General features: G+C 43.8%; 21 protein-coding genes. 14 read left to right on the top strand and 7 right to left on the bottom strand.

The genetic code is table 11. The annotated features are described in order from the left end of the window. Positions 1 to 129 precede the first annotated feature (129 nt). From NBH15_RS27060 to NBH15_RS27040, 5 genes are all read right to left on the bottom strand, one after another. Complete coding sequence (locus tag NBH15_RS27060; RefSeq protein ID WP_128135275.1) at positions 130 to 1080, bottom strand: FimB/Mfa2 family fimbrial subunit; 951 nt, start codon at positions 1078 to 1080, stop codon at positions 130 to 132. Further along, the gene (locus NBH15_RS27055) at positions 1077 to 2714 is read right to left on the bottom strand and encodes a DUF3868 domain-containing protein (protein WP_128135276.1); all 1638 of its coding nucleotides are present in this window, start codon (positions 2712 to 2714) and stop codon (positions 1077 to 1079) included. The genes NBH15_RS27060 and NBH15_RS27055 overlap by 4 nt, the downstream gene beginning before the upstream one ends. A 24-nt stretch (positions 2715 to 2738) precedes the next feature. After that, the gene (locus tag NBH15_RS27050; protein WP_128135277.1) at positions 2739 to 3311 is read right to left on the bottom strand and encodes a DUF3575 domain-containing protein; all 573 of its coding nucleotides are present in this window, start codon (positions 3309 to 3311) and stop codon (positions 2739 to 2741) included. A gap of 553 nt (positions 3312 to 3864) precedes the next feature. Then, entirely contained in the window at positions 3865 to 4743 is an 879-nt protein-coding gene (locus NBH15_RS27045; RefSeq protein WP_350472306.1) for a tyrosine-type recombinase/integrase, read from the bottom strand. Continuing rightward, entirely contained in the window at positions 4656 to 5117 is a 462-nt protein-coding gene (locus NBH15_RS27040) for a hypothetical protein (protein WP_128135279.1), read from the bottom strand. The genes NBH15_RS27045 and NBH15_RS27040 overlap by 88 nt, the downstream gene beginning before the upstream one ends. Before the next feature lie 179 nt (positions 5118 to 5296). Here NBH15_RS27040 and NBH15_RS27035 point away from each other — a divergent pair, with 179 nt between their 5' ends. The 3 genes from NBH15_RS27035 to NBH15_RS27025 are packed head-to-tail and all read left to right on the top strand — an operon-like array spanning position 5297 to position 7314. Further along, the gene (locus NBH15_RS27035) at positions 5297 to 5854 is read left to right on the top strand and encodes a LemA family protein (protein ID WP_244051093.1); all 558 of its coding nucleotides are present in this window, start codon (positions 5297 to 5299) and stop codon (positions 5852 to 5854) included. A 2-nt stretch (positions 5855 to 5856) separates the two neighbouring features. After that, on the top strand, positions 5857 to 6828 hold the full coding sequence (locus tag NBH15_RS27030; RefSeq protein WP_128135280.1) for a M48 family metallopeptidase: 972 nt from the start codon (positions 5857 to 5859) through the stop codon (positions 6826 to 6828). A 9-nt stretch (positions 6829 to 6837) separates the two neighbouring features. Beyond that, complete coding sequence (locus NBH15_RS27025; protein WP_128135281.1) at positions 6838 to 7314, top strand: DUF456 domain-containing protein; 477 nt, start codon at positions 6838 to 6840, stop codon at positions 7312 to 7314. A gap of 64 nt (positions 7315 to 7378) precedes the next feature. On the opposite strand, the gene NBH15_RS27020 is transcribed toward NBH15_RS27025, so the two are convergent. Further along, positions 7379 to 7885, bottom strand: coding sequence for a bacterioferritin (locus NBH15_RS27020; RefSeq protein WP_128135282.1), 507 nt, complete (start codon positions 7883 to 7885; stop codon positions 7379 to 7381). Positions 7886 to 8027: 142 nt separating this feature from the next. On the opposite strand from NBH15_RS27020, the gene NBH15_RS27015 reads away from it, so the two are divergent. The 6 genes from NBH15_RS27015 to NBH15_RS26990 all read left to right on the top strand — a co-directional run bounded on the left by NBH15_RS27015 (position 8028) and on the right by NBH15_RS26990 (position 17923). Beyond that, positions 8028 to 8369 (top strand): hypothetical protein, encoded by a 342-nt coding sequence (locus tag NBH15_RS27015; RefSeq protein ID WP_128135283.1) that lies wholly within the window; start codon positions 8028 to 8030, stop codon positions 8367 to 8369. 62 nt (positions 8370 to 8431) lie between these two features. Next, entirely contained in the window at positions 8432 to 10624 is a 2193-nt protein-coding gene (locus NBH15_RS27010) for a glycoside hydrolase family 20 protein (RefSeq protein WP_128135284.1), read from the top strand. Positions 10625 to 10776: 152 nt separating this feature from the next. Next, the gene (locus tag NBH15_RS27005) at positions 10777 to 12498 is read left to right on the top strand and encodes a phosphoethanolamine transferase family protein (RefSeq protein WP_128135285.1); all 1722 of its coding nucleotides are present in this window, start codon (positions 10777 to 10779) and stop codon (positions 12496 to 12498) included. Positions 12499 to 12528: 30 nt separating this feature from the next. Further along, positions 12529 to 15006, top strand: a complete 2478-nt coding sequence (locus NBH15_RS27000; RefSeq protein ID WP_244051092.1) for an ATP-binding response regulator — start codon at positions 12529 to 12531, stop codon at positions 15004 to 15006. A gap of 373 nt (positions 15007 to 15379) precedes the next feature. Further along, a complete protein-coding gene (locus NBH15_RS26995) occupies positions 15380 to 16555 on the top strand; it encodes a DUF418 domain-containing protein (RefSeq protein ID WP_128135286.1) in 1176 nt (391 codons plus the stop codon). Positions 16556 to 16606: 51 nt separating this feature from the next. Beyond that, positions 16607 to 17923, top strand: a complete 1317-nt coding sequence (locus tag NBH15_RS26990) for a sigma-54-dependent transcriptional regulator (protein ID WP_128135287.1) — start codon at positions 16607 to 16609, stop codon at positions 17921 to 17923. Here NBH15_RS26990 and NBH15_RS26985 read toward each other — a convergent pair. Next, positions 17920 to 18384 (bottom strand): TspO/MBR family protein, encoded by a 465-nt coding sequence (locus NBH15_RS26985; protein ID WP_128135288.1) that lies wholly within the window; start codon positions 18382 to 18384, stop codon positions 17920 to 17922. The two genes, NBH15_RS26990 and NBH15_RS26985, sit on opposite strands and share 4 nt — an antisense overlap. 377 nt (positions 18385 to 18761) lie before the next feature. On the opposite strand from NBH15_RS26985, the gene NBH15_RS26980 reads away from it, so the two are divergent. The 5 genes from NBH15_RS26980 to NBH15_RS26960 all read left to right on the top strand — a co-directional run bounded on the left by NBH15_RS26980 (position 18762) and on the right by NBH15_RS26960 (position 21612). Beyond that, positions 18762 to 19067, top strand: a complete 306-nt coding sequence (locus NBH15_RS26980) for a hypothetical protein (RefSeq protein ID WP_232430092.1) — start codon at positions 18762 to 18764, stop codon at positions 19065 to 19067. Next, positions 19015 to 20319 carry a DUF3440 domain-containing protein gene (locus NBH15_RS26975; protein ID WP_128135289.1) on the top strand — a complete coding sequence of 435 codons (1305 nt, stop codon included), beginning with the start codon at positions 19015 to 19017 and terminating at the stop codon, positions 20317 to 20319. Before NBH15_RS26980 ends, NBH15_RS26975 begins: the two co-directional genes overlap by 53 nt. Further along, on the top strand, positions 20303 to 20812 hold the full coding sequence (locus NBH15_RS26970; protein WP_007659314.1) for an IbrB-like domain-containing protein: 510 nt from the start codon (positions 20303 to 20305) through the stop codon (positions 20810 to 20812). Before NBH15_RS26975 ends, NBH15_RS26970 begins: the two co-directional genes overlap by 17 nt. Before the next feature lie 105 nt (positions 20813 to 20917). Further along, entirely contained in the window at positions 20918 to 21139 is a 222-nt protein-coding gene (locus tag NBH15_RS26965) for a DUF3791 domain-containing protein (RefSeq protein WP_046150375.1), read from the top strand. Beyond that, positions 21085 to 21612 carry a DUF3990 domain-containing protein gene (locus NBH15_RS26960; protein ID WP_233567491.1) on the top strand — a complete coding sequence of 176 codons (528 nt, stop codon included), beginning with the start codon at positions 21085 to 21087 and terminating at the stop codon, positions 21610 to 21612. The genes NBH15_RS26965 and NBH15_RS26960 overlap by 55 nt, the downstream gene beginning before the upstream one ends. The last annotated feature ends 331 nt before the right edge of the window (positions 21613 to 21943 follow it).

The raw sequence follows: 21943 nt of genomic DNA, 5'->3' as shown, positions 1-21943 counted from the left end.
AGCTATATCGTTATTAGTTAATAATGAATTTGATACAATACAAAGTTAACTAAAATGGTATAGCTTTTGTAGTGCTATCTCGTGCTATCCGTCTTTTCCGATTTTAAACATAGGAACTATTTTATATGATTATCCGATAGAACCGCCTTCCGCCCAATCGGAGGCAGTCGATTGTGTCACTATAATTTCATTTTCATATACGGTGATCAGCAGGTCGAATTCCTGCTCCATGTTCCGGTCCATATCCATCGGGAGTTTGGAGAAAAAGAGGTGGAGATCGAGATCGCCGATGACTTGTTCGCCATCGCGCCAAAGGCTCCACAGCTCGTGAGTGCCGGCCGTATAACGATAGGTGACGAATTCGCCGGTCACTTCGTAGTCGTAGTTCATGGCGGCCCGTGTTTCGTGATAGGTTATTGTTTTTCCGCTCCGGGGAATCGTATAACTGCCATTGCCCGAGGGGACGGTCTGTTCTGTTCCTCCGGTAAAGTCGTAAAGGGCGGGGATGCCTTTCAGGCGCATCCGCCAGGTACCGTCGAGCGGAGGTTTTTCTGCGGTACGCCACTGTACGGTGATGTTGAGGGCGGCGTGGGCATGCGACAGGTAGACGCGCTGACGTTCCGTAATCCCGTCTTTCAGGGTGAAGGAGGATGTGCCGTAATAGAGCCGTGCCGTGTTGCCGCGGTATCCGGGAGGTACTCCGGAAGTGATGGCGCTCAGTGTCATTTCGTTCATATTATAATCGCTTTTAGTTGTTACCGTAGTTGCTTCTTTCCCTTCTTCGCCCAGGTTGCCCCAGACAACGAGGGTGTAGGTGCCGTCTTTCAGGTCGGCGTTCCATCCGGTGACGCTGTCGCCGCGCAGGGTGGTGCCAGCCAACAGGTTACCGTCTTCATCGAACAGGTATTGACGGATATTGTCTACGTAGGTGGGCAGTGCGTTCTCGGCACTGCTTCCGGCGTACCAGTATTCCATCCGGACGTTGTACGGACAGACCGACGGTTCGTCGCCGAAAGAGCAGGCAGTCAGCATGGCTGCCATCACTCCGCAGACTATATATATTATCCGTTGTTTGTTCATTCTTTTATCATCCTTTCAGCCTGTTGCAAGTTTGCTCTGGCTTTGCGGGGTTCTATCCCGACGGCTTTGCGAAACCAGATGGCGGCACCTTCGGGGTTACCTTCCAGGAGGTTGAGCACACCTATGTTGTTCCAGGCACGCGGGTCGGCTTCTGCCTTCCGTAGGTAATTCCAGGCCGAGATCAGGTCGCCCGTCAGCATCACGGCAGAGGCGGCGTTGACGTTGGCTACCACATCGTTCGGGAAATGGTAGGCGGCCACTTCGTACACTTCGCGGTACTGGTCGCTTCCGGGACGGTAGTAACAGGCCACGGCATACATTTCGTCGAGGCTGAGCAGGTCGGGATGCGTATAGATCAGTTCGGAGGCTTCCGCACCGTTCACTTTCCTGACATCATATTGCACTACTACTTCGATACGGCGCAGTTTCGGGAAGAAACGGTACAGCATATCCTTGTAGGGGGCACCTCCCTGCAGGCCCATCAGTTGTTTTTCGCGTCCGTTGAAGATGCCGTAACGGCGGATAATGTCGAGAGCGGCATCGGTGTAAGGCGGACGGTATTCCTGTAGCAGGTCGATCAGGCCTTCCCAGTCTTCAGCTTCCGACGATACTTCGATGCTGCTGCGGGGAATGTTGTAGGCATCGCGTAGGTAGCGGGCAAAAAGCCCCGAACGCGCTTTGGCAAGCTGTTCGTTATCGCCATAAGGTCCGTCGGGGGAGGAATATCCCCGGATGCGCAACCGGCTGAGCGTTGAGAAACGGTTATCGGTAAGGGGAGCCAGTATCTGGTCTACCTTACTGATCTCTTCCCGGTTGTTTTTGTAATCGGGATATATATCGTCTTTCCCCAGCGGATAGTCGAAGTAGAGGACAGCGCCTTCTGTGCGGTGTTTGTTGTCCATGCTGCCTTCCGACGGCAGGAAAGAGACCATAGTTGCGTACTGGTCTACATCGGCGATGCTTAAAACGACGGGGGCGGCGGGTTTCCCTGTCGCAGGTATAGTATTATATGTATAGGCGGTGGTGTTTCCGCCCGGTGTTCTTTGAATAGGTTCCCCCTGAACTGGCCGGGATTGAGGTTTGGCTTGGAATTCGTATTCCCGAACAGCCGGGGGAACCGAAGATATCAACAGACTTCGTTTCAGCGTATCGAGTGCCAGCAGCTCCTTTCCGCAGCATTCCTTATATTCCTGCCGGAGCAGGAGTGAGGCTTGTTGCATCCAGGAGGCATAGAGCACTGCTATTTGGTAATTGATTGGAGCGTTCGAATTTCTTCCTGCTACTATCAGCCGGAAAGGTTGTGGTTCATTTCTGTCCGGCGAAAAGGGGGAGAGGTATGCTTCCCGGCGGTCGTTGCGCGCCCGGCGTTTACCACTGATAATAACGGCGGGCAGGGAAAGACTTTGTTTCTTCCTCCCCGACATGACAGGGGTAAAGAAAAGGGCTGTTCCGCTGCCGACGGAAATTCCGTCCAGATACATTGTCAGGTTCACATGCAAGCTGTCTTTTTTTACGTACAGTTTGCCGGGAACGATGCGTATGCCTTGCGCCGTAACTTTTCCATTAGAATGGAAACAAAACAGAACCACTAACAGTATTAATATTAAATTATGTAATAACGGGATGTGTTTCATATATATAACATGCTTCAAAAAGACTTATTTCAGAAAATAGATAACAGAGAATCCGATTCGTGTCGGTCCGATATAGCTCCTCGTGAAGGAGCCGACCTTCTCGCCGCAGTCGGCACATCGGTACTTATCGTATTTCATATAGGCGTATCCGCCTCCTATCATCGCTTCCAGGCCCCAGCGGTTGCCGATCGCCCAGTGATATCCGTAGGTGAGGCCTCCCCCGTAGAGGTCGCCTCGCAATACATAGTCTTTCAGACTGGATATAAAGGGAATTTGTCCGATATTGAAATGTCCGTAGTGTCCGTGTACTCCTACGAAATGTCCTTCAAACTTACGGCAGAACCAGTAGCGTGCTTCGGGTTGGATAAGGTATAGATTCAGTTTCATGTCGTTGGGGAATTTCCAGGCATTGTAGGCACCCCATACTTCTACCGTGAACTGTCTGGAGATACCAACTTCCACACCGGCATTCGGCGTAGTGGTACCCCAGAACAATACGTTCGTTTTAATTGCTGTTTGTTGCCCGTGAAGGTTAACAGATTGGCAAATTAATAGAATGAATAGGAGGTGGCGCTTCCTAATTTTACCCTTATACATATTAATACATTTAGTGTCTTATATCTATTCCGTCTCTTACTAAGAGACAGAATGTGGAATACAGGGTAATTGAGTTGGTCTGATTTTTAATGGAAGATGAATATGACAAATACCTCTGTAAAGAGAAATGTAAAACAAATTGTCAAACAAATTTTCCGTAGTTGTAAGAAATAGGCGGATAAATACTCAGAAATGAGATTTGTGCTGAAGTACTTTGAAAATATTATTTTTCAATAGGATTACTAATGAATACGTGCTGAAAGTAGAAGCATTTGTAAAACTGTCTGAATTGGGCAGTATTGTCAAACAATTGTTAAACATCTGATAAACAGAATGTAGAAGGCGGAAATATTAATAATTAATTGACATAATAGACCTGTGGGAAGGGATATGTACTAGGTGGCTCTTTCCTTAAAATATGTATCAATATTCAGAAAAGGACTGAATATTAAACTCTTTATATTTTATTTTTATCTCAAAACATTTGTTTTATCAAATAAATGTTATTACGTTTGCAACGTTTTAACAGACTATAAATTGTCTTTTCTGTCTCTTAGTAAGAGACGGAATTTATGGTTCTAAGACTTCCCTTGTTTTTCTTTCCCGAAACTACATATTTATTGATTTGATCGAGTTGGGGATTATCAAATGTCGCTATGTAAATGCGGGTTGTTTTTACAGAAGTGTGCCCCATGCTTTCCGAAATCATCTCTTCGGATACACCTTTGCTTTTTGCCGTAGTGGCCCAGGTATGGCGGGGTACATAGGTCGATAGTTCAGCATCTACCAGCTTGCCGATTTTTTTCAACCGCAGGTTTTGCAACCGGAGTGCATTTTCATATTCCTTATACGAAGGATCAGGCGTTCGCAGTACGGGAAATAGAAAAGGGGAATCGGAGTGATAGCGGTCGATCAGTTCCTGTATTTCCGGGAGTATCCTGATCTGTAGTTCTTGTCCTGTCTTACGACGCTTATAAACCAGGTGGTTCCCTTTTATATTGTCGCATGTGAGATGGGCAATATCGACGAAAGCCATGCCGCTGGTATAATAGGCGAACATCAGCAGGTCACGGGAGAAGATCAGGCCCGGTTTTTTCAATGTGGCATCGCTTAAATTCTTTATCTTTCTGATCATTTTCTCTTCTATGGCCCGCTTGGGTGTTTTTTCAATTCGGGTATTCACGTTTTTGAAGAAGTGTGTGCACTCTTTTATCAGTCCGCCGGCCGCTGCTTTGTTCATGATTGCCCGGAAATTGCGCATATAAAACGAAATGGTGTTATCCATCAGCTTTTTGGCTTTCAAATGTTCTTCATATAGCCTGATCAGTTTCTCATTGATTTCGTCTATCCGGATATTCTTTCCGATAAACGAGAGGAAACTGTTCCCCAGGCTTTGGTAATGGCGGGAAGTGGCCTCTTTTCCCTGCGCCAGGAGAATATCCGCCAGTTTTTGATATAGGCGGACAGGTACATGCTTGCGGACCTTTCTTTATACAGTTTAACGATGTCGTCAACGGAAAAGTCTTTGTTTGACGGCTGTTCTTCGATTATTTGCCGGATCATACGGCAGGTTTCGCAGACTGTTTCCGATACCTGCAACAGGTATTCGGTTCGTTGCCTGTCTGTTCCGGGCGGTATCTGTACCATTTCCCGCACTGAATCCCACTCTTCTTCGTATACCTTATTGTCTAATGGTATACGTTTCATTTTTCGACGGCAGATCAGCTGGATACATAGCGGGGTTTGTTTGCCCGTAACCTGCGATTTCCGGCGTTTCACTTTTACTGATACGTTATTCATATTCATAACTCGATCTGTTTATTGATGTTGGTAAACAACAAATATAAGCAGGATTGAGTTTAAACGGGGGAACCTGCCATCGGTGTTTTTATTTTCAATTGTATCACAAATATCAGAGGAATAATTATCCCAACAAAATTCTTTTTATATCTTTGAGCGGATTCTAACTTATATAAAATAAAACTATGGTACTAATTGTTTCTATTGTAGTTCTGGTCCTTTTGGCCTTGTGGATAATCTCGTTGTATAATTCGTTGGTGAAACTGCGGAATAACCGGGAAAATGCGTTTGCGGATATCGATGTACAGCTGAAACAGCGGCACGATTTGATTCCCCAGCTGGTTTCGACGGTAAAAGGATATGCCGCCCATGAAAAGGATACGCTTGAACGGGTTATCAATGCTCGTAACGGTGCGATGGGCGCCCGTACGATTGACGAAAAGATTAAAGCGGAAAATGCATTGAGTTCAGCCTTGGCCGGATTGAAGATTACGCTGGAAGCTTATCCGGATCTGAAAGCGAACCAAAATTTCCTTCAGTTGCAGGAAGAGATTGCCGACCTGGAAAATAAACTCTCAGCTGTCAGACGTTATTTCAATTCGGCTACTAAAGAATTGAATAATGCGGTAGAGACATTCCCTTCCAACCTGATTGCCGGCATGTTCGGGTTCCATAAAGAGATCATGTTTGATTTGGGTACGCAGCGTGCAACGCTTGAAGAAGCTCCTAAAATTGAGTTTTAAGTATGCAATACGTTGGGATACAAACGCAGAAGATCCGGAATAATTTTCGCTCCCTGCTTTTGCTCTGTCTTTTTCCGTTGTTGGTTTGTGTGCTGGTGCTGCTTTTTTGTTATCTGTATGTGATGTTTTCGGCTGCAAGTAACCAAGTGCAGGGCGAAGTTACCCTTACTCAGTTAGCGATGGGTGTTTTTGTTCAGATCGCCCCGTATGTGCTGGGAGGTGTATTGGTCTGGTTCCTGATCGCTTACTTTGCTAACACCAGTATTATCAATTCGGCAACCGGTTCCATACCATTGAGTCGTCAGGAAAATAAGCGGGTGTACAATCTGGTGGAAAATCTTTGTATGAGCCAGGGAATGAAAATGCCCCGGATTAATGTGATCAATGATAATTCCCTGAATGCTTTCGCCAGCGGGATCAATGAACGGACTTATACAGTAACGCTTTCCAGAGGAATCATCAATAAGCTGGACGATCAGGAACTGGAAGCGGTAATAGCCCATGAGTTGTCGCATATCCGTAACCATGATGTGCGGTTGCTTATTATATCGATCGTCTTTGTCGGTATTTTTGCTATGGTTGCACAGATAGCTATGCGTACGGCCTATTATTCTTCTTTTTCCGGAAGAAAAAACGATAAGAATGGGGCCGCTTTGCTGATCGTACTCGTTTTGCTGGTGGCTGCGATTGGTTATTTCTTTTCCATTTTGATGCGGTTTGCTATTTCGCGTAAAAGGGAATATCTAGCGGATGCCGGTTCGGCAGAGATGACGAAGAATCCGCTAGCCTTGGCAAGTGCGTTGAGGAAGATATCGGCTGATCCGGACATCGAGGCGGTGAAGCGTGATGATGTCGCCCAGTTGTTTATCCAGCATCCCGGAAAACAAGCTGAGAGTGCTTTGAGCGGAATGAGCGGTTTGTTTGCGACGCATCCGCCGATTGAAAAGCGTATTCAGATTCTGGAACAATTTTAATGGAAACAGATGGATATATTATTAATCATAATAGGAGCGATTTGTCTGTTGGTTGGGTTTGCCGGTTGTTTTCTGCCGGTCCTTCCCGGACCACCGTTGTCGTATCTGGGGTTGATACTGCTTCATTTTACAAATAGAATACAGTTTACTGTAACCCAACTGGTGATATGGGGTGTGTTGGTTATTGTCGTACAGTTGCTGGACTATCTGACACCAGTGTTGGGCACTAAATACGGTGGAGGCAGTAAATGGGGAAATTGGGGATGTGTCATCGGAACCGTAGCCGGAATATTCCTGTTCCCGCCCTGGGGAATTTTATTCGGTCCGTTTGCCGGAGCGGTGATCGGCGAATTGTTGGGAGGAAAGAAATCAATGGAAGCTTTTAAAGCCGGGATAGGAGCTTTTATCGGATTCTTGTTAAGTGTTGTCGTAAAGATGGCTCTTTGCGGGTATTTTGTTTATTGTTTTATCAGTGCTTTGATATAAAAAGAGGACGTTGCCACAGTGATACTTTTGCAACGCCCTCGTTAATTCTTTCTTTGTTTTCTTTTTATTCAGCAGGAGTGCCGCCGGAAGAGATCACTTTACTGCGTTCGATAGATTGCAATGCCAGATAATTGTCTCCGAACTTTTCCAGATTCTCGATTTCTGTTTCGAACTGGTCCAGATGACCTTCTTCTTCTACCACCAGACCTTCGAATACTTTCTTTGTGGCTGAGTCTGCGTGTTGTGCACATTCGTTGGCCCATGCGTTGTAGTCGTCCACGCTACCGGTTTCCATTTCTGCTGCTTTTTCAAGCATAGCTTTAACATCGTGGATCTTTTCTACCGGACCGGAACATTTCATTTCCACTTCACCTTTCAGGAACAAGATGCGTTCGGCGAGGCGTTCTACATGCATCATTTCTGTTATAGCCGTACGTTTGAAAAGGCTGGACAGAAGGTCGTATCCCATATCGTCCAAACGGAAATGGAAATACATGTACTGGTTAACAGCTGTCATTTCATCGGCTACTGCTTTGTTTAGCAATTCAATACTTTTTTCTCTTTTAAGCATAATCGTTGAGTTTTAAATCTTGTTTTGTAAGACATCTTTATTCTAATGCCGTAAAGTTAACAGTTTCCATGATACAATGGAGGCGGCTTGTGATAATATTTTTTATCTTTGTCATAAATTCTATCAATTAAAACGAAATCTTATGACAAAAATACAGGAATATCTGGCTGCTCTGCCGGAAGATGAGAAAGCATTGTTTATCCCCGTGTTCGGAAGTGTAGATAAATTTTACACGGTGGTATATCTGATAATTCGCAATGAGCATGTGACGGACCAGGAAAAGCCGGAACGCTACGAAGACCGTTTGCAGGTGATTCGGCAGGTGAAAAATAAAGTGGAAGAGCTGGTTTCTTCTTATGGTTTGGACGGAAAAGAGATTGTGGCGGATATCGCCAGTGATTATTTTGAAGATTTTGTCAATTATAAAGAACCGGAACCGGACATAACGAATGAGGAATTTATAGCTATTATCCGGAAATTATAACAAACGGGAATAGTTCGTTTGTCGATACTTATACTTACACGATAATTCTAAACTTGAAATATATGAGAAACCTAAATCTATGTGCCTTATTCCTGTTGTTGGGAATGAATTGTTTGAATGCACAGATTACTGTGGTGAGGGACAGCAAGCCTGTTTCCCGTATCTTGGTGGAAAAAGGGGAAGCGGTGGATAATCAGGCGGCCCTTTTATTACAGGATTTTGTGAAACGGATAAGCGGCGCCTCCTTGCCCGTAGTGAATGATAAATCGCCCCGGAAAGGAGATATCGTCATAGGTGGGAACGATGTATCCGGACTGACCGAAGACGGTTTTCGTCTGAAGACTGATAATGGCATTGTTTTTATCAGCAGTGGTGGTGATAAAGGAAATATCTATGGTGTAGTAACTTTGTTGGAAGATTATCTGGGAGTTGCTTATTATGGAGCAAACGCCTATACGTTAACAGAACGTTCTACTGTCGTTATTCCGGAATTGGACAGGGCGGAGAATCCGGCTTTCCGTTACCGCCAAAGCCAGTGTTACGCTTTGCGTGAAGACCCGGTTTATAAATTATGGTTCCGCTTCGAAGAACCTTCGGAAGTATTTGCCGGCGGCATGTGGGTACATACATTCGACCGTATCATGCCCTCCGATATATATGGAAAGTCTCATCCGGAATATTATTCCTTTATTAATGGTGAACGCCGTCCCGGAAAAGCCAGCCAATGGTGTCTGACTAATCCGGAAGTATTTGAACTGGCATCGCAGAAGATTGATTCCATATTTAAGGCGAACCCAGGGAAGAATATGATTTCCGTCAGCCAAAACGATGGTAATTTTACTAACTGCAGTTGTCCGGACTGTAAAGCATTGGATGAACAGGAGGGAGGTCCTTCCGGCAGTCTGATTCATTTTCTGAACAAGTTGGCTGCCCGCTTCCCGGACAAAGAGTTTTCCACGCTGGCTTATCTGTATACGATGCATCCGCCTAAGCATGTGAAGCCATTGCCGAATGTGAATATCATGCTGTGCGATATCGATTGCGACCGTGAAGTTCCTTTGACCGACAATGTTTCCGGGCAGGATTTTATGAAAGCAATGAAAGGCTGGGCTGCTATTAGTAATAATATATTCGTGTGGGATTACGGGATTAATTTTGATAATTTTGTATCTCCGTTCCCCAATTTCCCGATCCTGCAAAAGAATATCCAATTGTTTAAAGAACATCATGCAACCATGCATTTCTCCCAGATAGGAGGTTCCAAAGGAGGTGATTTCCCGGAGATGCGTGCTTACATGGTTAGTAAGTTGATGTGGAATCCTTACCAGAATGCCGATTCGCTGATGCGTGCTTTCATGGATGGCTATTATGGGGCTGCCTCTCCTTATATTTATCAGTATGAGAAGTTGTTGGAGGGTGGTTTGCTTGCCAGCAAACAGCGTCTTTGGATATACGATTCACCGGTTACGCATAAAGACGGTATGTTGAATGCGAATTGCCGCAAGCGCTATAATGAGTTGTTCGATCAGGCGGAACAGGCAGTAGCCGGCGATCCCATCCTGTTGAAACGTGTGCAGTTGTCCCGTTTGCCGTTACAATATGCCGGACTTGAAATAGCACGCGCCAAAGGAAATCACGATTTGGAAGAAGTCAAAGCTAACCTGGCTTTATTTGAAGAACGTACGCGCGAATTTAATATACCGACCCTGAACGAACGGAATAATCCTCCGGCTGAATATTGCAAATTATATACCGAACGTTATCTGCCTGGTAAAGCAAAGAACTTGGCAAAAGGTGCGAAAGTGATCTGGCTTCAAGAGCCGTCCGGTAAATATAAAACCTTGGGAGAAACCGCCCTGACTGATGAACTGTTCGGTGGAACTACTTTTGTGGAAAGTTGGATCGGATGGGAGGGCATTGACGGTTCGTTTGTCCTTGATCTGGGTAAAGAGACACCGGTCAGCTCGATAGAAAGCGATTTCCTTCATCAGTTGGGTGCCTGGATATTGCTTCCGAAGAAAGTGATCTATTCCACGTCGTCAGATAATAAAACCTATCAACCGTTTGGTGAAAAGAGTTTGGCGGAAGATCGTTCCGTACAGGTTAAATTCGTGGGTGTGAAGTGTGAAGCCCCTTCTCCCGTGACAACTCGTTACATAAAGGTCGAGATTGAAGGAATCAAGACCTGTCCTTCCTGGCATTATGGGGTAGGCTATCCAGCTTGGTTTTTCTTGGATGAAGTAACTGTTCAATAGGAAAAGACGGTCGGAATTGTGTGAAATAACTTTTTTTGTATGTGGTTTGTATAAGTATATGCTGAATAACAACTACTTTTGCAGTTCGCCCGGAAATGAAAGCCGGAAGAAGATAAAAGAGTAGTTGTTTTTCAGGAATATACGGTATATCGATGAGTTATTTTATAAAGTTGAGGAATTGGTTCACTTCCCAGGAACATTTGTTGTTCTTGTTTGCGTTGCTGTTTATTGTTCCTAATTGTGTGTTGTTCTTTACGGAACCTTTGCCTGTCACAGTTGGAATCGCATCTTTGATATTGCCTTATGCCTTTTGGGTCGGCCTGCTTTTGTTGGCACGCAAACCGGGTATCGTTGTTTGGTGCCTGTTACCGAAAGTTATATTGGACGGGGGGCAGCTTGTGCTGCTTTATCTTTTTGGCGAATCGGTGATTGCGGTAGATATGTTTCTGAACCTGACCAGTTCGACCGCATCTGAAGCCAGCGAATTACTTGGAAATATATTTCTTGTCATTATAGGTGTCTTCTTCTTTTATACATTGCCAACTCTGCTGCTGGCTGTCTGGTCTGTCCGGATGAAAAAGAAGCTGACAAACTCTTTCCGAAAAAAATGGGCGGTAAGAAGTCTGGGTGTGTTTATACTGGGGATCATTCTTTGCATGTTGGCTCCGATACAAGGCCATATGGTTTCGCTGAAAAATGATTTCTATCCGGGAAATGCGCTTTACAACCTTTATTTTGCTATCAATAAAGCGGAAAAAAATAGTAATTATCATATTACATCATCCGATTTTACCTTCCATGCGACAAAGAACGTGCAGACGAAGGGAAAACGTGAAATTTATGTGTTGGTGGTGGGAGAGACGTCTCGTGCGATGGAATGGAGTTTGTATGGCTATGAACGTAAAACGACTCCTCGGATGGAGAAACTGGATGGGTTGGTTCATTTTACCGATGTGGTTACCCAATCCAATAATACTCATAAGAGTGTGCCTATCATTTTGTCTGCCGCCAGTGCTGAAGATTATGGGGTGATTTATGATGAGAAAAGTATTGTGACTGCCTTTAAGGAAGCCGGTTTTCATACGGTTGTAATTGCGAACCAGAATCTGAGCACGTCGATGATCGGTTCGTTTTACCGGGAAGCGGATACATTTATAGATATGAGCCAGTTTAAACCGAAGTCTGCTTATCTGACTTCTTTGCATGACGGTGAATTGCTCCCTTATTTGCAGAAAGAAGTGGATAAGACGGATGGTAATTTGTTTTTTGTGATTCATACTTATGGTTCGCATTTCAACTATCATGAACGTTATCCGAAAGATTTTGCATTTTATACCCCGGATAAAGCGGAAGGAATTCGTGCCTCTTATAAGAAGCAACTACGTAATTCTTATGATAATTCGATACATTATACCGATTATGTACTAGGTGAGATTGTGGATATGATGAAAAAAACGGACGCTTGCGTGTCGATGCTTTATCTGAGCGATCACGGGGAAGATATTTTTGACGATGCCCGTGCCCGTTATTTGCATGCGTCTCCAATCCCGACTTATTATCAGTTACATATACCTTATATTATCTGGTTTTCGGAGGCTTACCGGGCTACTTATCCGGAGAAATACCAGACGGCAATGACTCATCAGACTCTCCCGATCAGCACGAATAGTGTGTTCCATACCGTATTGGACCTGGCAGGAATACATACGGCAGTTTCCGATTCTACCCTGGCCGTTTCCAATCCGGCTTTTACGGTGCGCGACCGCATGTATCTCGGCGATCATGACGAACCGGTTCCTTTCTGGAAAGTCGGATTGAAGAATGCCGACTTCGAGATGTTGGACAAATGGGGAATTGTTTACGACAAAGATTGATATTTTGATAGAAACTTCTACCTTTGTTTTATGGCAGAACAAAGTGGACACATCACTCTCAAGGTTATTTTAGGTTATCTGTTGTTGGTTGCAATAGCAGTATGTTCTGTCGTATATATCTACCAAATCATCGAGCAGGTTGCCGGTGAGGAAGAACCGGACAGTAAAGCCCGTCAGAAAGTTTATCTCGTAACCAATACATTGTCTTTGCTTTATGAAAGCGAGGCGTTAGGGCAATTGGTCGGTATGCCACAGAATAATGTGAATCATTTTAACCGAACGTTGAATAAGGCTCACAGCAATATGGACTCCCTGCGTGTCCTGATAACCGACTCCGTTCAGTTGTTAAAGATCGATACGATCGATATGCTTTTGAGGCAGAAACGACTGAATACCCGCCGTCTGCTTGAAACCTGGAAAGAAACGAATACGGAGCATCTTTATACGATTAATATCGAAAAGGTGATTGCCGAACAAGATACGTTTATCGAACAGAAGGAAATAAAAGAACATGTTGTAGTCAAGCAGGATACGATCCTTTCTCAAAAGAAACCCCGTGGCTTTTTCCGCCGTTTGGCAGATGCTTTCTCACCCAGCCGTGAAGACACGAGCATCATTGTCAATACGACCCGCCAGATAGTGACAGACACTTTGGTGAATGTATTCAATCCGGCGGATACCATCGCCAGTGTGTTGAAAAACTTGCAGGACAGTGTTGCAGGGCAGCGTAAATTGCTGGCTGATCAGTTGCTGGAACGTGCTGCCAATCTGCGTTATAATAATAGTATAGTTACCCGTAAGATTAACCAGATTTTGCGCGATATCGAGGAGGAGGAAGTGAATGCTTCGCTGGAACGTATGCAGAACAAACAGAAGATTCTGCGTGAGACTTCCTTGCTGATTGCCGGCATTGCTATTGTTTCTGTTATTATCGTGATTATTTTTATCTTCATGATCACTCGTGATATTTCGAAAAGTAAATATTACAGAATGCAGCTGGAAAAGGCGAAACAATATGCCGAAGACCTGTTGCATAGCCGTGAGAAAATGATGCTGACAATCAGTCATGATATAAGGGCTCCGCTTTCGTCGATCATCGGGTATATAGACCTTTTGCTGCGGAGGCATCCGGATGAAAGGCAACAATATTACCTGGATAATATGTCCGGTTCGGCCAGCCATATCTTGTCTTTGGTCAATGACTTGTTGGATTTCCACCGTCTTGAATCCGGAAAAATGGAGATACAGCGGGTGGCTTTCAGTGTATCGGCTCTATTCAATGAGATATTTACCAGTTTCAGACCGATAGCCGAATCGAAAGATCTGACTTTTGTCTTGAATCTGAAAGAAGAAGGAACGGAAAAGTTATATATCGGTGATCCGATTCGTATCCGTCAGATAGTGGGGAATTTATTGTCGAATGCCCTTAAATTTACCCGTGAAGGACGGGTTGTCATGGTGGTGTCTATCAATGCTCTGGCAGACAACAGTGCACTGCTGAATGTGTTGGTGAGCGATTCCGGTCCGGGTATTCCGCCGGAAGAACAGGAACGTATATTCGGTGAATTTACCCGTCTTTCAGCAACAGAAAAGGCGGAAGGGTTTGGACTGGGCCTATCCATAACCCGGAAGATGACGGTTTTGATGGGAGGAAACCTCTCTTTAAAGAGTGTCGTGGGGCAAGGTTGTGATTTCACAATAGAGCTGCCGCTTACAGTAGCCGATGTGCAGGTGCTTCCTGCTGCGGAAGAGGAAGCCGTGTCTGAACCGGAGCTACCTTCTTTTGTTGGTCGCGATGTATACTGTCTCCTGGTTGATGACGATCCGCTACAACTCGCTCTTACGGAAGAATATTTGCGACAGAACCATGTGGAGGTGAGTAGCTGCACTGACCCCTTCTCTGTTGTTACTTTGTTGCAGAAGACCTCTTTCGATGCTGTCATTACGGATATACAGATGCCGGGAATGGATGGTTATCAATTACTGGAAAGCATACGTAATTCCGGTATTCCGGGAACAGAGAATCTTCCGGTTATAGCCCTTTCCGCCAGCGTGGAGAACGAGCATGACCATTATCTGAAATCCGGTTTCACAGGATTTTTGAATAAGCCTTTTACGGCCCGGCAGTTGATTACCCTGTTAAATAAACTCTTGTCAACAGAACTGGTTGTTACCTCTGATTTCAACTTTGATTCGCTGACAGCCTTTGCTGGTGAGGACAAGGAAGCCTCCGCATCCATCCTGAAAACATTTGTGGAAGAGACAACCAAAAGCAATGCCTTACTCGAAGGTACATTGCAGAATGACGACCGGGAACAATCTGCAAAGATATCTCATAAGATGGTGCCGTTGTTTACCATGCTTGGTGCTACCTCATTGGTAGAGAAATTGAGAGTTATCGAAAAGAATGCTACCACTTTACCTGTGGAGGAATGGAAATCGCTGCTTTCGGAAGTAATCGCAGAAGTGAAAAAAATCATCAAACAGGCAATGGCCGTTTCGAAGTAAACGGTAGTGGAATAATTCTGTGGAATATCTTTGTGGAATTTTTCCTCAGTTGGGTATCTGTTTTCCCCGTTTTTTTGTCTTTATCTCTCCGTTGTCTAAAACATTTTATCTTCCTTTTCTGTTAAGTAGTAAGAGTTTATGATACATACGAAGACCTTTTGCAGATTCTGGCACGGTATTCGCTTTCATATTTACAGAATCGTAAGTGGACGTTTCTACATTTAAACCGTTTAAAACAAAGAAAGATTATTTCTGAGTATTCTATTTAAGTCTGCGAAACAAAAAAGGCATCTGTTGGGGATGCTTTTTTTGTTTCGTTTCGTTTGTTTGCCTACCTTTGTGCCCATTATTAAAAAAGACCAATAGTTATACCATGAAGCACGAAATGCCACTCAAGTCGGCACGCATTGAAGTTGTCGACGCCCTAAGAGGTTTTGCCGTTATGGCGATTATGTTTTTGCATAATATCGAACATTTTAATTTCTACGAATTTCCGGAAACGGTTTCTGCTTTTGTCAGAAGTCTGGATAAGAATGTATGGGATACGTTGTTTTTCCTTTTTGCCGGAAAGGCTTATGCGATTTTCTCGCTGTTGTTCGGATTCAGTTTTTTTACCCAGCATAATAATCAGGCAAAGAAGGGGAAAGATTTCCGGTTGCGTTTTCTGTGGCGGTTGTTCCTGCTTTTCCTGATTGGTTGTTTCAACGGGGCTTTCTTTCCGGGGGATATTCTGGTGCTTTATGCAATTGTCGGGGTCGTACTGATTCTGGTTTGCAGGTGGAGTGATAAGGCTGTGCTCATCACGGCTGTAATCCTGATGCTTCAACCGCTGGAGTGGGGAAAGTTCTTCTATGCTTTAAATAATCCGGAGTATGTTGCTGCTCCGGGACAATGGTTGGTGCATCATAAAAATATGTATCCTTATTTAAGTCAGCCGGATTTTTTGGCGATGGTGAAGTCGAACCTTTGGGACGGACAACTTTTCAGCCTGTTATGGGGATGGGGGCATGGACGTTTCTTCCAGACTGCTTCTTTGTTTTTACTGGGTATGTTGTTAGGACGTTGCCGGTATTTCGCGAATCTGGCAGAAAACCGCCGGTTCTGGCTTCGCACGTTGTTGGTGGGGGTGGTTTGTTTTATTCCGTTATATTATCTGACGGCGGCTTTACCTGATCTGCTGACGAATAAAAGTATGCTTGCTCCGATGAATACGATTATTTCGTCTTTCCGTAATTTCGCATTTATGTGTGTGTTGGTGGCCGGTTTTGTTTTCTTTTGGCAGCAGGTTTCCGGCTATAAGATACTGGGCGGTTTAGTGCCTTATGGAAAAATGAGTTTGACTAATTACCTGACACAGTCTATTGTAGGTACATTTATTTATTTCGGCTATGGCTTAGGACTCTATAAGTATCTGGGAGTTACGGCTAGTTTTGGAGTCGGCATCCTGTTGTTTATCCTTCAGCTGGGGTTCTGCCATTGGTGGTTAAAGAATCATAAACAGGGGCCGTTCGAAGGAGCCTGGCGTAAAGCTACCTGGATTTTTTCCTGATTTTCCGTTAAAATATATATCTTTGTCAGAGGTTTTAATCTAATAAAGTATATGCCGTCAATTCTTATAGTAGAAGATGATATAACTTTCTCTTTGATGCTTACTACCTGGTTGGGTAAAAAAGGTTTCGAAGTGAAAGCACTGAGTTCTGTTTCAGATGCAAAACGTCAGATTGAAAGTGTTCCTTACGATCTGATATTGTCGGACTTGCGTTTGCCGGATGGTGACGGGATCGACTTATTGAAATGGGTCAAAGAGAAATATGCCTCTTTACCGTTGGTCATGATGACGAGTTATGCGGAAATACAGACAGCTGTACAGGCAATAAAACTGGGTGCATCTGATTATATAGCCAAGCCTTTGAACCCGGAAGAGTTACTAGGGAAAATACGTGAATTGGTCAAGACGGCTCCTTCCGAACATCCGGTATCTAAGCCGTCGGAAGCCAGTACTTACATTGAAGGGCAGAGTCCTGCCGCCCGTCAGTTGTTCGACCACGTCCGCTTGGTTGCTCCGACGGATATGTCGGTACTGATTACCGGGGCGAGTGGGACGGGGAAGGAATATATAGCCCGCCGTATCCATGAGCAGAGTAATCGCAGTAAGGCTCCGTTTATTGCAGTTGACTGTGGGGCGATCCCAAAGGACTTGGCTGCTTCTGAGTTTTTCGGTCATGTGAAAGGTTCGTTTACTGGGGCGATAGATAATAAGACCGGTGCTTTTGTGGCTGCTCACGGAGGAACGATCTTTCTGGATGAGATTGGTAACCTGACCTACGAAGTGCAGGTACAACTTCTTCGTGCTTTGCAGGAACGTAAAGTGAAGCCGATCGGTACAAATGAAGAGATTGCTATCAATGTCCGACTGATCTCTGCCACAAATGAGAATCTGCGGACAGCCATCGATAAAGGTGATTTCCGTGAGGATCTTTATCATCGTATCAATGAGTTTACTGTCCGTATCCCGGATTTAAAGGAACGAAAAGAAGACTTGTTGCTTTTTGCGAATAATTTCCTTGATCAGGCTAATGCCGAGCTTCAGAAAGATATCATCGGTTTCGACAATGAGACAATTCGTATATTCCAGTCTTATTCATGGCCGGGTAACCTGCGTCAGATGAAGAATGTCATCAAATATGCCACCCTGCTGGCTACCGGCCGGTACATTACCCGTCGTGAACTCCCCGAAGAGCTGACGGAAGCCCCGGAAAAAGATACCCGTATCCACCTGAAAGACGAAACTCATGAATGCGAACTTATCAAACGCGCCCTCCAGGAATCCAATAACAACAAGACGCGTGCCGCCCAACTATTGGGTATCGACCGGAAAACGCTTTATAATAAACTGAAGCTTTATAATCTGGATTAGTTATACATCAATATATACCCATTCAAATAGGTTGCAAACAACAACCATATTATGTATGGTATGAAAAGTATTGAACTAGCTTTGTTTACTTGATAACTCTTCAATGTATAATTGATAACGAAGATGTCGAGCAACAGGATATTGATAAATCCGATAAGCGGGTTCTGGATATAAAAGAAACTGATGCTCCAGGTGAAATTGAAAAACAACTGGAAGATAAATGCTTTGATAAAGAACCTTCTTCGCTCTATGGTCGAGTTGATTAGCAGTCCGATGGATAACCCCATGCATACATAAATAATACTCCACGCAATCGGGAAAACAATATTCGGAGGAGTTACCGCCGGTTTGATAAGGGTTGGATACCAATTCTTTATTGCGTCAGCCTGGAAATAGCTGGCGGAAAGCCCTACAAGGAAACAAACCAGGATAGGGATAATAATATTCAATGCTTTTCTCATGATTTTTCGTTTTTCTTATTGAATAACAATGGGGACTTCGCTCTTGTTGTCTGAAAGTAAAAAGTTTTTGTGATATGTGATATGGGCGGGATATCGTATTGTGTTTTCTGCTGCTCCTGAAAATTAAAGGGTGAACTCTTTATTTTAAGTTAAAATATTAGCTGTTAATACCCTTTGGTATAGTATTTTGTTTATTTTTGTGTTTCGAAGGATTTGTATAATCTTAGTCTCTTTGGAATATGAATATAGAAGTGTTATCCGGAATCGCCCCGAGGCTATATGAATTAGTTGCTCCACTAGTTATGAGTTGCAGCGTTTTGCGGCAGAATAATAATTATCCTTTCAAAACATCAAAACATTATTTATGGTTTGTCGCTATGGAAAGAGACACGGTGATAGGGTTTATACCCGTTGAAATCAAAAGTACCTGTGTCGTTATTAATAACTATTATGTGAAAGGAGAGGACAACGCGGTATTGGCATCCCTGATCGATGCTGTTTTGGAACATTTCAAAAATATTTCGGTTGTCCGGGCCGTTGCCCATACCCGGCATAAAGAGCTCTTTGCTTCAGCTCATTTTTTCGTAACTCAAGAATGGAAACTATATAATAAAATGGAGTATAGATGTGATGATGAGAGAGAAGCTCAATGTGTACGAAGCAGTACAAGTTCGGTTGGATAAGATATTTTCCGACTTCGATAACGTATACGTATCCTTTTCCGGAGGTAAAGACAGTGGTGTTTTGCTGAATTTATGTATTGACTACATACGCGAACACCGCCTGAAACGGAAGCTGGGAGTCTTTCACATGGACTATGAGGTGCAGTACCGGGAAACCACTTCCTATGTAGACCGCGTATTGTCTTCCAATTCCGATATCCTGGAGGTCTACCGGGTGTGCGTCCCTTTTAAGGTTCCTACATGTACTTCGATGTTCCAGAATTACTGGCGTCCGTGGGACAGGGAGTTGCAGGATTTATGGGTGAATAAGATGCCTGAAAACTCGCTTTGTGTGGAGGACTTCTCGTTTTATGATGAGAATATGTGGGATTACCAGTTCCAGTTAAAGTTTGCGGAATGGTTGCATGAAAAAAAGGATGCCGGACGCACCTGTTGCCTGATAGGGATACGGACACAGGAAAGTTTCAACAGATGGCGGGCTATCCATATAAAGAATAAAGTGCAGACTTACCGCCGGCTGAAATGGGTTCACCAGCTGGCACCACGTATATATAACGCTTATCCTATATTCGATTGGAAAACAAAAGATATATGGATTGCCAACGGCAGGTTCGGTTGGGATTACAATCACTTGTACGATTTGTTTTATCAGGCAGGAGTCCCGTTGGAAATGCAGAGAGTGGCAAGCCCTTTTATTTCCCAGGCCATAGCCAGCCTGAAATTATATCGGGCAATAGACCCGGATATGTGGGGGAAAATGATCGGGCGTGTCAACGGAGTCGGTTTTGCCGGGTTGTACGGCGGCACTTCCGCGCTGGGATGGCAGTCGGTCAAATTGCCGCAGGGAATGACCTGGAAGTCTTATATGGAATTTCTATTGGGAACCTTGCCGGAGAAGACGCGGGAAGGATATTTGCAGAAACTCTCCGTCAGCATAAAATTCTGGCGTGAGAAAGGCGGTTGCCTGGCAGAAAACACCATCGAGAAGCTGATACAGGCAGGAATTCCGATACGGGTTGAAGGCCGTACAAATTACAAGACGGTAAAGAAACCGGTTCGGATGGAATATCTGGATGATATCGATATTCCGGAATTCCGCGAACTCCCAACCTATAAGCGTGTCTGTATCTGCATCTTGAAGAATGACTACTATTGTAAATATATGGGCTTCTCACTGAATATTCACGAGAGGAAACAAAAGGAAGACATATTAAAACTTTATAACTCTGAATTATATGGAGGAATATACTAGTCCTGTGTACAAAGTAAGGGCTGTCCCTGTGGAAAAGGTGGTAGCCAACAGCTATAACCCTAATGTCGTAGCGCCCCCGGAAATGAAATTGCTGGAAGTCTCTATCTGGGAAGATGGGTTTACTTCCCCGTGTGTATGCTACTATATTCCGGAGGAAGACATCTATGAACTGGTTGACGGCTATCATCGTTACATGGTGATGAAGACATCAAAACGTATCTATGAGCGTGAACGCGGCTTGCTCCCCGTCACTGTCATCGAAAAAGACCTCTCCAACAGAATGGCTTCGACCATCCGTCATAACAGGGCACGTGGTACCCACAATATTGAATTAATGAGTCATATCGTCTCCGAGCTCTCCAAATGCGGCATGTCGGATGCCTGGATACAACGTAATATCGGTATGGACAGAGATGAGATATTGCGTTTGAAACAAATATCAGGTTTGGCGGAATTATTCTCTAATAAGGAGTTTAGCTTGTCGGAAGAATAATATGTTTTTTAAGAAATGATATTGATAGGCATGTGATGAAAAGAAAATATTATCTTTGTATTCATAGGAGTTAATTAAATGAATCTTGAATACAGGACTTTTATTATGGATAAAAAAGAATTAGATATAGCCTATTTCCTTTCGTTCTGTATCGAACAATATAAAGTGAAACAAGGTTTATCCGGTGAAGATACGATGAACTTATTTGAAAAATATAATGTATTGTCATATCTGTCAGATAACTTTGAGGTACTGCATACTCAGGGTAGACAATGGCTAATGGAAGAAATAGAGGATTACATTACGAAACGAAAGGAGGAAGAATGAAGCTTTATCACGGAAGTTTAGATATAGTAGAAAGGCCACAAATACGGCTTGCTAATCGTACATTGGATTATGGTATTGGGTTCTATACCACTACTTCTGAAGAACAGGCTGAATTGTGGGTGAAGCGTAAAATCGGAGGAAAAGGTAATAAAGGTTTTGTCAATGTCTATGAGTTTGATTTATCTTCTATGGAAAAGTTGAAAACATTACGTTTTACGGAGCCTACAGAAGAATGGTTGGATTTTGTAATGGCGAATCGCACGAACAGAAATTTTCATCATAACTATGATGTGGTATATGGTCCTGTTGCAAATGACCGTGTTTATGCAGCCTTTGCTTTATATGAGGGAGGCCTGCTTAATAAGCAGGAATTAATTCAGGAGTTAAAGACTTATCTTTTGGTGGATCAGTTGCTGTTTTATACGGAAGATGCGTTATCTTATTTAATCTTTTTAGAAGCGAAGGAGGTTTAAAATGAACAGAGAAATTACAGATAAAAACCTTTATTTATTGTTACCTTCTAAAGTAAGCCTTTTAGCACAGATGTATGTGAAAGAACATGGAGGTTCAATAATAGAAGCATACAAAAGTTTTATCATTCCAATACTTATAAGGTTTTGGAAAAAGAAAATTCTAAACTGTGGCATTATGGTGCTGTGGCTTTATATGAGGAATTTATGGATTAATAGTCCGTTAAAAATTCAACATATCGGCTAAGCGGCTTCTGCCACTATGCCAAAGAGTTCTTTGATAAGTTTAGTATTAAAAGTTCTGTTCGGTTTCAGACCGGACTTGCTAAAAAAT

The sequence above is a fragment of the Parabacteroides caeci genome (assembly GCF_023656795.1).
Taxonomy (GTDB): domain Bacteria; phylum Bacteroidota; class Bacteroidia; order Bacteroidales; family Tannerellaceae; genus Parabacteroides; species Parabacteroides segnis.
The sequence above is the reverse complement of the archived record's forward strand: the minus strand, read 5'-3'. Positions and strand labels throughout refer to the sequence as shown.

What these genes read in the sequence shown, in the direction of transcription:
- NBH15_RS27025 (WP_128135281.1), top strand. Translation starts at nt 6,838, where the DNA reads ATGGATATATTATTAATCATAATAGGAGCGATTTGTCTGTTGGTTGGG.
- NBH15_RS27055 (WP_128135276.1), bottom strand. Translation starts at nt 2,714, where the DNA reads ATGAAACACATCCCGTTATTACATAATTTAATATTAATACTGTTAGTG.
- NBH15_RS27050 (WP_128135277.1), bottom strand. Translation starts at nt 3,311, where the DNA reads ATGTATAAGGGTAAAATTAGGAAGCGCCACCTCCTATTCATTCTATTA.
- NBH15_RS26965 (WP_046150375.1), top strand. Translation starts at nt 20,918, where the DNA reads ATGGATAAAAAAGAATTAGATATAGCCTATTTCCTTTCGTTCTGTATC.
- NBH15_RS27030 (WP_128135280.1), top strand. Translation starts at nt 5,857, where the DNA reads ATGCAATACGTTGGGATACAAACGCAGAAGATCCGGAATAATTTTCGC.
- NBH15_RS27035 (WP_244051093.1), top strand. Translation starts at nt 5,297, where the DNA reads ATGGTACTAATTGTTTCTATTGTAGTTCTGGTCCTTTTGGCCTTGTGG.
- NBH15_RS27040 (WP_128135279.1), bottom strand. Translation starts at nt 5,117, where the DNA reads ATGAATATGAATAACGTATCAGTAAAAGTGAAACGCCGGAAATCGCAG.
- NBH15_RS26985 (WP_128135288.1), bottom strand. Translation starts at nt 18,384, where the DNA reads ATGAGAAAAGCATTGAATATTATTATCCCTATCCTGGTTTGTTTCCTT.
- NBH15_RS26980 (WP_232430092.1), top strand. Translation starts at nt 18,762, where the DNA reads ATGGAAAGAGACACGGTGATAGGGTTTATACCCGTTGAAATCAAAAGT.
- NBH15_RS27020 (WP_128135282.1), bottom strand. Translation starts at nt 7,885, where the DNA reads ATGCTTAAAAGAGAAAAAAGTATTGAATTGCTAAACAAAGCAGTAGCC.
- NBH15_RS27010 (WP_128135284.1), top strand. Translation starts at nt 8,432, where the DNA reads ATGAGAAACCTAAATCTATGTGCCTTATTCCTGTTGTTGGGAATGAAT.
- NBH15_RS27015 (WP_128135283.1), top strand. Translation starts at nt 8,028, where the DNA reads ATGACAAAAATACAGGAATATCTGGCTGCTCTGCCGGAAGATGAGAAA.
- NBH15_RS26975 (WP_128135289.1), top strand. Translation starts at nt 19,015, where the DNA reads ATGATGAGAGAGAAGCTCAATGTGTACGAAGCAGTACAAGTTCGGTTG.
- NBH15_RS26990 (WP_128135287.1), top strand. Translation starts at nt 16,607, where the DNA reads ATGCCGTCAATTCTTATAGTAGAAGATGATATAACTTTCTCTTTGATG.
- NBH15_RS26970 (WP_007659314.1), top strand. Translation starts at nt 20,303, where the DNA reads ATGGAGGAATATACTAGTCCTGTGTACAAAGTAAGGGCTGTCCCTGTG.
- NBH15_RS26995 (WP_128135286.1), top strand. Translation starts at nt 15,380, where the DNA reads ATGAAGCACGAAATGCCACTCAAGTCGGCACGCATTGAAGTTGTCGAC.
- NBH15_RS27060 (WP_128135275.1), bottom strand. Translation starts at nt 1,080, where the DNA reads ATGAACAAACAACGGATAATATATATAGTCTGCGGAGTGATGGCAGCC.
- NBH15_RS26960 (WP_233567491.1), top strand. Translation starts at nt 21,085, where the DNA reads ATGGCTAATGGAAGAAATAGAGGATTACATTACGAAACGAAAGGAGGA.
- NBH15_RS27000 (WP_244051092.1), top strand. Translation starts at nt 12,529, where the DNA reads ATGGCAGAACAAAGTGGACACATCACTCTCAAGGTTATTTTAGGTTAT.
- NBH15_RS27005 (WP_128135285.1), top strand. Translation starts at nt 10,777, where the DNA reads ATGAGTTATTTTATAAAGTTGAGGAATTGGTTCACTTCCCAGGAACAT.